The 11,851-nt window shown below is 52.5% G+C and carries 11 protein-coding genes; all 11 read left to right on the top strand.

All coding sequences use genetic code 11. From position 1 onward, the window contains the following. Positions 1-751 precede the first annotated feature (751 nt). The 11 genes from JRI89_07240 (at position 752) to JRI89_07190 (ending at position 11,849) form a co-directional block, all read left to right on the top strand. A complete protein-coding gene (locus tag JRI89_07240; GenBank protein MBW2071036.1) occupies positions 752-1,456 on the top strand; it encodes an ABC transporter permease in 705 nt (234 codons plus the stop codon). Between the two features lie 9 nt (positions 1,457-1,465). Continuing rightward, a complete protein-coding gene (locus JRI89_07235) occupies positions 1,466-2,467 on the top strand; it encodes an ATP-binding cassette domain-containing protein (GenBank protein MBW2071035.1) in 1,002 nt (333 codons plus the stop codon). Positions 2,468-2,623: 156 nt separating this feature from the next. Continuing rightward, on the top strand, positions 2,624-3,553 hold the full coding sequence (gene mdh / locus JRI89_07230) for a malate dehydrogenase (GenBank protein ID MBW2071034.1): 930 nt from the start codon (positions 2,624-2,626) through the stop codon (positions 3,551-3,553). A 235-nt stretch (positions 3,554-3,788) separates the two neighbouring features. Continuing rightward, on the top strand, positions 3,789-4,985 hold the full coding sequence (locus tag JRI89_07225; GenBank protein ID MBW2071033.1) for a (Fe-S)-binding protein: 1,197 nt from the start codon (positions 3,789-3,791) through the stop codon (positions 4,983-4,985). A 374-nt stretch (positions 4,986-5,359) separates the two neighbouring features. Beyond that, positions 5,360-6,589, top strand: coding sequence for a hypothetical protein (locus tag JRI89_07220; protein ID MBW2071032.1), 1,230 nt, complete (start codon positions 5,360-5,362; stop codon positions 6,587-6,589). 109 nt (positions 6,590-6,698) lie between these two features. Next, positions 6,699-7,097, top strand: a complete 399-nt coding sequence (locus JRI89_07215) for a YjbQ family protein (GenBank protein ID MBW2071031.1) — start codon at positions 6,699-6,701, stop codon at positions 7,095-7,097. A 380-nt stretch (positions 7,098-7,477) separates the two neighbouring features. Next, complete coding sequence (locus JRI89_07210) at positions 7,478-8,032, top strand: RsbRD N-terminal domain-containing protein (GenBank protein ID MBW2071030.1); 555 nt, start codon at positions 7,478-7,480, stop codon at positions 8,030-8,032. A gap of 16 nt (positions 8,033-8,048) precedes the next feature. Next, on the top strand, positions 8,049-9,041 hold the full coding sequence (dsrM, locus tag JRI89_07205; GenBank protein MBW2071029.1) for a sulfate reduction electron transfer complex DsrMKJOP subunit DsrM: 993 nt from the start codon (positions 8,049-8,051) through the stop codon (positions 9,039-9,041). A 3-nt stretch (positions 9,042-9,044) separates the two neighbouring features. Then, on the top strand, positions 9,045-10,679 hold the full coding sequence (locus JRI89_07200) for a (Fe-S)-binding protein (GenBank protein MBW2071028.1): 1,635 nt from the start codon (positions 9,045-9,047) through the stop codon (positions 10,677-10,679). Continuing rightward, positions 10,672-11,058, top strand: a complete 387-nt coding sequence (dsrJ, locus tag JRI89_07195) for a sulfate reduction electron transfer complex DsrMKJOP subunit DsrJ (protein ID MBW2071027.1) — start codon at positions 10,672-10,674, stop codon at positions 11,056-11,058. The genes JRI89_07200 and dsrJ overlap by 8 nt, the downstream gene beginning before the upstream one ends. Beyond that, on the top strand, positions 11,058-11,849 hold the full coding sequence (locus JRI89_07190; protein MBW2071026.1) for a 4Fe-4S dicluster domain-containing protein: 792 nt from the start codon (positions 11,058-11,060) through the stop codon (positions 11,847-11,849). The genes dsrJ and JRI89_07190 overlap by 1 nt, the downstream gene beginning before the upstream one ends. The last annotated feature ends 2 nt before the right edge of the window (positions 11,850-11,851 follow it).

Here is an 11,851-nt window from a genome sequence, read left to right as displayed (position 1 = left end):
TGCCTACTGCTTATTGGCTGGTACCCATTGATTCAGTGCGCCTCGCAGGCCTGGCCGTAACCGATAAACGTGGGAGGGGGATGTTGCAGCGAAAGTGAACGGGTCCCAGCAACGAAGGAAGAGCCGCAAGCCGTGGCCGAGAACCGAAACGGGCATCGTAGCCCTGGCCGTAGCCGAGCTCCTAGAAATGAGTTGCCGGTGGCTCCGAATGTTCTTTGCTGCGCAGTCATTCCTGCCATCACATCAGGAGGGTGTTTCCATTGAGCAATGTTGCGTATGAAGATTTGCCGGGGGCCGTGGCCGAGAACCGAAACGGGCATCCTAGCCCTGGCCGTAACCGATAAATGTGGGAGGGGCATCTTGCCGCGAAAGTGAGCGGGTCACAACAACGAAGGAAGAGCCGAACAACGTTGCCGGAAGCCGAAACGGGCATCGTAACCGTAGCCGTAGCCGAGCTCCTAGAAATGAGTTGTCGGTGGCTCCGAATGTTCTTTGCTGCGCAGTCATTCCCGCCATCACCATCAGGAGGGTGTTTCCATTGAGCAATGTTGCGTATGAAGATTTGCCGGGGGCCGTGGCCGAGCACCGAAACGGGCATCCTAACCCTGGCCGTTTGCCGCGAAAGTGAGCGGGTCACAGCAACGAAGGAAGAGCCGAACAACGTTGCCGGAAGCCGAAACGCGCATCGTAGCCGTAGCCGTAGCCGAGCTTGCACATGTCGACGAAGATGAAAAAGCCGGAGTAAGAGATCATGGGCTTCCTCGCTGACAGCATCTTTTCAGCAATTCTTCTGGTGGGCTCGCTCGATCCTGAGCTCGTCAACATCGTCTCGGTGTCGTTGAAAGTGAGCCTCAGTTCCACCCTGATTGCCAGTGTTGCTGGCATCCCGGCAGGCTTTTTCATCGCCTGCCAGGATTTCCGGGGCAAGCGGCTGCTGATCACTATTCTCAATACTTTGCTGGCTCTGCCAACAGTGGTGGTGGGCCTGCTTGTTTACAGCTTCATTTCGAGACGAGGAGTTCTGGGGGCTCTCAATCTACTCTACACCCAGAAGGCAATCATTCTTGGGCAGGTGATTCTCATCCTGCCAATAGTAACCGTGTTTACCATCTCTGCCATCAGCAGAATCGATGAACGCTACAAACAGACCGCCATGACTCTCGGAGCTTCTCCTCTGCAGACAGCTCTGATTATTGTGCGGGAAGCACGTTTTGGCATCGTGGCAGCGGTTATTGCTGCCTTTGGCCGGGTTATTGCCGAGGTGGGGATCAGTATGATGCTGGGTGGAAATGCCCGGGGATTCACGCGAACCATGACTACCGCAATGGCTCTGGAGTACGACAAGGGAGAATTTGTTCTGAGTCTGGCTCTCGGAATGGTCTTGCTCTCGGTGAGTTTCGCGGTGAACCTTCTTTTCAACTACGTACAGGGCAGAACCGAAACATCGGAGGCTTGAACAAGAGCGGTGCTCTACGAACTGTTTGAAGTGAAAAAGGTGTATGGCGATCGTGCGGTTCTGGACCTCCGTGAGTTGTCGCTGGAGGCGGGCAGAACCATAGGGCTCCTGGGACCCAATGGCGCGGGCAAGACCACTTTGCTGGAAGTGCTGGCATTTCTCTCTCAGCCCACTGTCGGTGAAATTCGCTTTCAAGGGAAAAGGGTTCTCTTCAATAGAAACAATTTGCAGAAACTGCGTCGTCGGGTGGTGCTCGTCCAGCAGCAGCCCATCATGTTCACGGGAACCGTCTGGAGCAATGTGGAGTATCCCTTGAAGATCCGGCAACAGCCAAAAAAATCTCGCCACAGCACAGTCAGAGAATATCTCGAACTGGTGGGCATGTGGGAATTCAGAAACGCTGAGGCATCCAGGCTCTCCGGGGGTGAAACGCAAAGGGTGGCCATAGCGAGAGCGCTGGCATGCTCCCCCGAGGTGATACTCTTCGATGAACCTACAGCCAGTGTTGACGTGGAGCACCAGAATGTCATCGAAAACATAATAGAGCACATCAGCCGCAGTCAGGGGATCTCCGTGATCTTCAGCAGCCATGACATGAGTCAGGTTTCCAGATTGGCTCAGGAAATCGTCTTTCTCTTTGAGGGCAAACGGGCGCCGTTCCCTTATGAAAATATTTTTAGCGGCCATGTCGAGCGTCGCCAGGATGGCAGCCTTTGTTGTGCCATACAAAGTGGTCTGCACTTGAGACTGCGGGAAGGCTCCCCGGGGATGGTGCGGCTAGCCATCAATCCAAGGCTGCTTCGGGTGGAAGGTGATGCGGCTTGTCTTCCACCTGAAAACACCTTTGCCGGCAGATTGCTGCAGTTGACAGAACAAAAGACAATGGTGCGGGCCCTGGTCGATGTGGGCCTTCCCATCAGTGTGCTCATCCCCAAACAAGACTTCTCCCCCATGCGTGTGGGGGAGAAGGTCTGGCTGAACTTTCCAGCGGAGAGCATAACAATAATCTGAGATTCTCTCTGTCACAACCCTTGTTGACTTTGTTTTACCTTTGCTCTAGGGTGAGAGCAAATCGTGCCGCACAGTTCAGATGCAGCTTGTCCTTTTTTTTACAGATTTTTACAGACCCTTGCCCTTGCCAGATTTCGGAGGTAGCTTGCCATGGCGATGAAAAGAAACAAAATCACAGTAGTAGGTGCTGGCTTTGTAGGTGCGACTGCGGCCCACTGGGCGGCAGCCAAAGAGCTGGCAGATGTGGTTCTGGTGGATATCATAGAAGGGATGCCCCAGGGCAAAGGCCTTGATTTACAAGAGGCTGCCCCAGTAGAAGGCTTTGATGTCCGGGTTGTGGGAACCAACGATTATGCAGACACTGCGGACTCGGATGTGGTGATAATCACTGCCGGCATTCCCCGCAAACCAGGAATGAGCCGCGACGATCTCATCAGCACCAACACGGGTATTGTGAAGGCGGTTACTGAACAGGTGGCCAAATATTCGCCCGACTCTTTTCTCATTGTGGTGTCGAACCCCCTCGACGCCATGGTGTATGTGGCTCACAAGGTGAGCGGTTTTCCCACCAACAGGGTCATGGGCATGGCCGGAGTCCTGGATTCGGCTCGTTTTCGCGCCTTTATTGCCATGGAACTCGGCGTGTCGGTGAAAGACATCCAGGCATTTGTTCTGGGTGGCCACGGAGATTCCATGGTGCCGCTGCCCCGCTATACCACTGTTTCCGGCATACCAATCCCTGACCTGATGCCCAAGGATCGCATAGATGCTTTGGTGGAGCGGACTCGTAAGGGAGGCGGAGAGATCGTCAGCCTGCTGAAAACTGGCAGCGCCTTTTTTGCCCCTTCAGCCTCTGCTGTGCAGATGGCAGAATCCATTCTCAAGGATCAGAAGCGGATTCTGCCGTGTGCTGCATATTGCGACAAGGAATATGGTGTGGGCGGCTATTTTGTCGGAGTGCCGGTCATGCTAGGTGGTGCCGGAGTGGAAAAGGTGATCGAGATCGAGCTCACTCCAGAAGAAAAGGCAGCGTTCGACAGGTCGGTAGCCGCGGTGAAAGAGTTGGTAGCAAATATCAAGATCTGATGGTCCATAATTGACCCGGGACATTGCCTTGCCAGGGTGTGGCATCGCTAAAATAGTTTGACTTTGGGGAAAGACCTTAATATAATTTTGTTGTTTGTGAATTTATTTGCAGTTACTCCAGATTTTGTCACTTCCCAAAAAGCCAGAGATCAAGAGTACAACCATCACTAGAGGAGAGCTATTCATGGAACCGTTGAAGCTTGAGGGCAGGCCGTTTACGCTGCGTGACCATTTCATGAAGGAGGAAGTCACAACTGGACCGGGGATTCTCGACCTCTGCCTTACCTGTGGTACCTGTGCTGGTGGCTGCCCAGTGACCGGAGTGGACGGTTGGGACATGCGCAAGGCGGTACGCGCGGTTCTCCTGGGCCTGGAACAGGAGCTCATCGACTCAAAATTTCCCTGGGTTTGCACTCTATGCGGCCGTTGCGAGCACGGTTGTCCGATGCACATCGACCTGGTCCGGATGATTCGCAGCGCACGCTGGCTGCGACCGCGGGAGGAGGTGCCCGGAGTTTTACACAAGGGAGTGGCCCAGTGCCTAAAGTCGGGCAACAACGTGGGCATCCCCAAGGAAGATTATCTGTTTCTGCTGGAGGATCTAGCGGCGGAGTTGGCTGAGGAACTGCCAGGTTTCGAGGTGCCTGTAGACAAGAAGGGCGCCAGGATCATGCTGACCATAAACTCCAAGGAGCCTTTTGGTGAACCCGAAGATATGTTCTTTTGGTGGAAGATCTTTTACGCTGCCAAGGAATCCTGGACCGTCCCCTCGGAGAACTGGGAAGGGGTCAACTGGGGCCTTTTCACCGGCGACGACGAGGCCATGAAGGAGATTGTCCGGAGGATTGTGGAGAATTATAAAGAGCTGGAATGCGAGTATCTGCTCTTGCCGGAGTGAGGCCATGCCTACTTCGCGACCCGTGTTGGTCTCGAACTGTGGTTTCCCGGTGAAGTCAAGTACATGAGCGTCCACGATTTGTTGAAGGAATACCTCGAAACCGGGCGCATCAAGGTGGATAAGTCCAAACACCCGGAACTTACCACCTTTCATGACCCCTGCAACTACGGCCGGAAGTCGGAGATGGTCTTTGGCCATGGCTACTATGAGGAACCGCGCTGGATCACCCAGCAGTGCGTGGATAATTTTGTCGATATGTATCCCAACCGAGCCAACAATCATTGTTGCGGTGCCGGCGGCGGCGCCTGGGCTTCGCCCTATGCGGAGGAGCGCATCTATTACGGCAGGGTAAAGGCTAGACAGATCAAAGACACCGGAGCAGAACTTCTTATAGCACCCTGCCACAACTGCCGCGATCAGATCATGAAGAGTCTGCGCAAAGAGTATGACATGATGAACGTGGAGGTGAAGTATCTCTGGGAACTGGTGGCCGACTCGCTGGTGATCGAGGGAGTAACTGACACGGAAGAATGATGCTCGCTTGAGCGTAGATAATAAGCCCCTGGTCAATGCCTTACCAGGGGCTTTTCTTGTTTGAGATTTACCGGAGAGTGCACAAAGAATTGAGGCCCAGTTTTCTCATTGACTTGATCTCGAAGTATCCATTACTTTTATAGGCTAACGGTTGATGGCAAAATGAAAGTGCACCTTGATAACCAATATTGGTCAACAGATGGTGCAGGAGGTTGGCTGCAGGGCAACAAGCTGGTAGCCGCAGGCTTTAGCCTGCGTTGCCCATTGTTGATATCCATTCCCAAAAGAAATTGCGCCATGCTCCCATAATGGCCGCAGGCGCAACCTGAAGGTTGCGGCCTGTCCAGAGACAATAATTAGACTCGGGAAATTCCATGACAAAAAAAAGACGCCGCCACAAAGAAAGAAAAAGACGAGCACAGCAGCCATTGTCAGAGGAAGATCAACTCCAGTTGCAAATGCTGCTGGATCGCATAGCCGCCCAGGACCCCGAGGGAGCCAGTTTTACGCAGTTCCTGGAAAGTGTCAAACCGCTGCTCTCTTCTTCTCCCGCCCTCTTTCATGCACTGGTGGATGCTCTGGGCAAGCTGGCAAACCCAGCTGCGGTTGCCGCCCTGCAAGCATTACAGGAGATCCCCGCTGACAAGCCGCTCAGGCGAGCGGTTAAAGCCGCGCTTTTTCGCCTGCGCCGCCAGGGTTTGCTGGCTGAAGAAGAGACTGCCGAACCCCGGGTGCTGGTGCCCAGACCTGCTGAGCGGCAGCCGCAGGCGTGGGCAGCGATGCCAGAGGCCCTCGGTAGCCAGGCCGTGGTGGTGAAGCTTCCTGATCCTGAGGGCGGCTTTTTTCTCACCCTGGCTGTGATGGATCCAGACAGGGGCTTTGAAGACTTCAGTGTGCTCAAGACGAGCCACAAGGAATTGCGCAGTCTTCTCAAGGAGATGGAGGAAAGGGGGCCGAGCAAACTAATAGAAATACCCATGGCTCACCTGCGCTATCTCTTTGAGGAAATGACAAAAATCCATCAGGAGCAGCATCTGCCTCTACCCAATGAGTCCGCGCTGCTGACAAAGTATCTTTCTTCCTGGGCTGCGGCTGCAACCCAGCCATACGTCTATGAACTCGTGAAGACCGAGGAGGTGGCAGGAAATCTCATGTTGTTGAGGTCTTCAGACAGTTTGCTCGAATTGCCGGTGCTGGATTCATGGCGGCTGCCTCCCGAAACGGTGCAACCTTTTGTGCAAAAGATGAAGGAGTTAACTGAGAGTCGCCTGGTCATTTCTGAAGCGATGCAGCTGGACAGAATGGAGCAGATCATAAGGGAGGCCACCGCAGAAATCTTCTCGGAAAAAGTTCGCCGGCGATACCGCAGGATAATGGAGGAGTGCAGTTTGCTTCTCTGTCTGGAGGAAAGTAAAGAAGAGGCAAAGCGGGCGCTTGCCGTGGCTGTTGACCTGCAAGCAGAGGTAAGCCTGCTGACAGAGAATACTTTCCTGCTGGGCCTTGTCAGGCGTTCCATAGGCGCCGACGTAATCCAGGATTTTGAAGCACAAAAAGAGGGCGCCGAGCGCACCACTGATTCAGGTTTGATCATCCCGGGAAGATAACAGAAAGAGCGAAGGTTTTCCCTCTGTGCTCAGAGGTTAGCGCCCCCAACCGGGAAAACGGCTTCGTATGGCGAGGCAGATGCCCAGCAATAGAAGTTCGGAGGCTGCCATGATCAAGACCATCCAGGTAAAGAGTTCGACCCGCACCGAGATGATAGATGTAACCAGCCAGGTGACAGGCGAGCTGGCGGGGACTGATATGCAAGAAGGCATACTCACCCTCTACGTGCCACACACCACTGCGGCCATTACCATAAATGAGGGGGCGGATCCCGCGGTCAAGGCTGACATTTTGATGGTTCTCAACAAAATGGTGCCCTGGGAAGCTCCTTATAAACACATGGAGGGCAATTCACCCGCCCACGTAAAGGCGACCCTGGTGGGGGCCTCCGAAACTGTTCTGGTCAAGGGAGGACGTCTTCTGCTAGGAACCTGGCAAAAAATATTTTTCTGTGAATTTGATGGTCCTAGAAATCGGCGTCTTATAGTTCAGTTTCAGGCCATATAGGTAGGCGTTGCTTTGCTGGTAGACTTGACCCGTGTGGGCGGACACCTGTACGTTTAATGGCAAAAAATGGTTCAACTCCGCGAAAATTTTCCTTGACATGTCGGGAATTTTTCCCTAAAGTGCACATCCTAGAAATAACTTTCACAAAGTGGCTTGCTGTTGGCTGAGTCCTCTTGGCCTGTCAGAGATGACGGGTTCAAGAGAAATTCGAAAATACCGATTACAACTATACAGAATATAAGGCTCTTCCCACGGGAGGAGTAAATGAGTTACACGCAACTAGGGTACCACCATCACAAATGGCTAGGCTTGGGCAAGCGAGCGTGCCGTACTGCATGGATTGCCAGTAAATTTGTTCCTGTCTGTGGGTGAGCCTTGATATGAACTTGACGGATTTTCTCGAGCAAAAAAGAGCCGCCATTTTAGACAGGTGGTTTGACATCATCTTGCAGACCTACCCGGAAGATACGAGAAGATTTCTGAAGAGGCAAAAGAACCGCTTTGCCAATCCCGTGGCGCACGAGATTATCACAGGCATGGAAGGGCTCCTTGATCAGCTTGCCTCGGGTTCTGAAGCTGAGGAGTTTTCTCCATTTCTGGACAAAGTCATAAGAATCAGGGCGGTGCAAGAGTTTTCTCCTTCTGAGGCGCTCGGCTTCATATTTGCTCTCAAAGATGTGGTAAGGGCGGAATTGAGCAAAGAGGGCCAAGAAGAACGATATGGCACCGATCTTTCCGATTTTGACCGGAGTATTGATGAGGTGGGATTGCTTTCACTCGACCTGTATACAAAGTGCCGTGAAAAGGTCTACGAACTAAGGATAAAAGAGGTTAAAAACCAGGTTGGTAGACTCTTGGAGAAAGCTGATCTGATTTGTAAGAATCCGGAGATCTCTGATGATCTTCGTGACATAAATCTGGATCTCGTAACTTGAAGCGAGGGGACGATACATGGGAGCGTGGTTTTCTTTTATCTCGGTTGTGGTCCTGATTCTCGTTGCCTGGGTGGGGGTAAAGGGTATGGGGCTCTATACCCTTTTCGGCATCATTGTCCCGTATCTGGCGGTGCTCACCTTCCTTGTGGGCATAATATACCGCATTGTCCAGTGGGCTAATGTGCCAGTGCCTTTCCGTATTCCTACAACAGGCGGGCAACAGAAGTCTCACTCATGGGTGAAAGCTAGCCCTCTTGACAATCCTACTACCACTGCTGGTGTCATCGGTAGGATGATTCTGGAGGTTTTCGCTTTTCGCTCTCTGTTCCGCAACACCCGGCTCGAATTAAGGGACGGCCCCAAACTCGACTATGGTTCCAACAAGTGGCTGTGGCTGGCAGCACTGGCTTTTCACTACAGCTTCCTGGTAATTTTTCTCAGGCACTTCCGCTTCTTTGCCGATCCTGTTCCCGGCTTTGTTACTCTGCTCGAGAGTGTGGACGGCTTTTTCGAGGCAGGCATACCAGGACTGTTCATTACGGATATCATCGTAGTTCTTGCCTTGCTTTATCTGTTCTTGCGGAGAGCGGCAGTTCCGCAATTGAGGTATATTTCTCTGGCTTCAGACTACTTCCCTCTGTTTCTGCTCCTTGGCTTGACTCTGTCCGGCATCCTCATGCGCTACTTTGTCAGAGTGGATATTGTCAGCGTCAAGGAGCTGGCCAGTGGTCTCGTGAGCTTCCGACCCACGGTCCCGGAGGGAATCGGCAGCATTTTCTTTGTGCACCTTTTCCTGCTCTCTGTTCTGCTTGCTTATTTCCCTTTCAGCAAGCTGTTGCATATGCCAGGTGTCTTTTTCAGCCCAACGAGAAATCTTGCCAACAACAGCCGCATGGTCAGACACATCAATCCTTGGGATTATCCTGTTAAAGTGCATACATACGAAGAATATGAGGACGAGTTCAGGGAGAAAATGAAAGAAGTCGGCCTCCCGGTGGAAAAGGAGTAAGGAATGGCTAAGGTTGCGCCTCCTGAAGAACTTGTACAGATTGAGCACAGGCCTCCTGACAAAGCATGGATGGATATTCCCCCCGAGTTTAGGGAGGGAAGGTGGTGTTACGGCTCAAAGCCGAAGGATCATAAAATTGTAGATTTTCCCAACCCCAGAGATTGGTCTCCCCTGGATGAGGACTGGAAACTGCCGGAAAACTGGCTCGAGATTGTCCTCGAGGGCATGAGGGAAAGGCTGCACAAGTATCGTTCGTTCAGACTCTTTATGGATATCTGTGTACGCTGCGGCGCCTGTGCAGACAAGTGCCACTTTTTTATCGGTTCCGGAGACCCAAAGAATATGCCCGTATTGCGGGCCGAACTCATACGCTCCGTCTACCGGGGAGAATTTACCAAAGCCGGTAAAATTCTCGGCAGACTTGCCGGTGCCAGAAAACTTACCTACCAGGTGTTCAAGGAATGGTTCTATTACTTCTTCCAATGCACAGAATGCCGCCGTTGCTCAGTTTTCTGTCCTTACGGCATCGATACTGCTGAAATCACCATCATCGGTAGGGAGTTGCTGAACCTAGTCGGCTGTAACCTGGACTGGATTATGGCGCCGGTGGCTAACTGCTACCGTACGGGGAATCACCTTGGCATCCAACCACATGCCTACGTTTCCATGCTGGAGTTTTTTTCTGAGGAAATAGAGGAGATAACGGGAGTCACAGTTGAACCAAGCTTTAACAGAAAGGGCGCTGAGATTCTTTTTATCACACCCTCCGGTGATGTCTTTGCTGACCCTGGTACCTATACCTGCATGGGTTACATGATGCTTTTTCACTATCTACAGGATCTTGGGCTCGACCTCACCTGGAGTACGTATGCCTCGGAAGGCGGTAATTTCGGCTACTTTACCTCGCATGAGATGGCCAAGAGGCTCAATGCCAAAATGTACGCCGAAGCCAAAAGGTTGGGAGTCAAGTGGATTCTTGGCGGAGAGTGCGGCCACATGTGGAGGGTGGTCAACCAGTACATGGACACTTTTAATGGCCCTGCCGATTTCCTTGAAGAACCTGTTTCGCCAATTACAGGAACCAAGTTTGAGAATGCCAAGTCGACAAAGATGGTTCATATCACCGAGTTCACCGCTGATCTCATCACACACGGCAAACTGAACCTCGATCCGAGCCGAAACGATCATCTTAAGGTTACCTTTCATGACTCATGTAATCCAGCCAGGGCAATGGGGATTTTTGAGGAGCCACGCTATATTATCAAGAACGTCTGTAATAATTTCTATGAGATGCCGCCGAATACCATCAGGGAGCAGACCTACTGTTGCGGTGGGGGTTCCGGTTTGAACACAGATGAATATATGGATATGCGAATGAGGGGAGGTTTTCCAAGAGCAAATGCAGTCAAGTACGTTCATGATAAGTACGGGGTCAACATGCTGGCCTGCATCTGTGCTATAGACAGGGCCACCCTGCCACCCTTGATGGAGTATTGGGTACCAGAAGTGGACGTTACCGGTGTTCACGAGTTGGTCGCCAATGCCCTCATACTAAAGGGGGAGAAGAAGAGAACCATGGACCTCCGTGGAGAACCTTTGCCTGGCATGGAAGAAGAGGAGGACGAGGAAGATGTATGATAAAGGTAAGGTCATCACCGGCATCGTCGTGTTTGTCATCTTTTTCACTTCTCCCTTCTTGATTGGGCTGGTACGACACGGGCCGGCTCCCGAGCCTGAACTTTCACCCAAGGCCAAGCAAGCTAAACAATGCGTGGAGTCCAAGGCGTATATGACTGAATATCACATGCAGCTGCTTGACCAGTGGAGAAATGCTGCCGTACGTCAAGCTGAAAGGGTGTATTTGTCCAGCACTGGCAAGCACTATACGGTAAGTTTGCAAAACACCTGTTTGGAGTGTCACTCCAACAAGAGCAAGTTCTGCGACAAGTGCCATAATTATATGGATGTGACCCCCTACTGCTGGGAATGCCATATTGAGCCGAAGGAGACGAAGTAATGGAGAGCAGCAGACGACGCTTTCTGAAGTTGGTGGGTATCTCCATGGCAGGGCTGGGGGCCCTGTCAGCTTTCGACCTGTTTGAGCGAGTGGAACTGGGTGCGCAGGAGCTTACCACAGACAGCAAAGCTCTGACAGGGAAGCGATGGGCCATTGCTGTAGACGTGGCAAAGCTTGACGAAGAGACAGTAAAGAAGGCCATTGACGCTTGCAACCGGGAGCACAACATCCCCCAGTACGATAATTCGGAGGAAGAGATCAAGTGGATCTGGCATGATTCTTTTGAGCACGTATTTCCCGGTCAAGAGTATGACTACCTGCCGGAGGAGATCCACGAGAAGCCGTTTCTCCTCCTTTGTAATCATTGCAGCAACCCGCCCTGCGTGAGGGTGTGCCCTACCAGGGCAACCTGGCAGCGGCCTGATGGTGTGGTCATGATGGATCAGCACCGCTGCATAGGCTGCAGGTACTGCATGGCGGCCTGCCCATTTGGGGCTCGCAGCTTCAATTGGAGGGATGCCAAGGCAACATACTGGAAGGAGAATGAACCGCCCAACCCGAAGTATCCTTTGCGGGGAAAGGGCGTGGTGGAAAAGTGCACTTTTTGCGATGAGAGGTTGGCTGAAGGGTTGCCTCCTGCCTGCGTGGAAGCGGTTGCGGATACCAAAGCGCTCATTTTTGGTGACCTGGACGACCCGGACTCTGAGATCAGGGAAGTGCTTCGCACACGATTTGCCATTCGTCGCAAGGCCGAACTGGGGACAAGCCCCAACATTTACTACTTAGTGTGAGG

The sequence above is a fragment of the Deltaproteobacteria bacterium genome, assembly GCA_019309045.1.
Lineage (GTDB): Bacteria > Desulfobacterota > Syntrophobacteria > BM002 > BM002 > JAFDGZ01.
The sequence above is the reverse complement of the archived record's forward strand: the minus strand, read 5'-3'. Positions and strand labels throughout refer to the sequence as shown.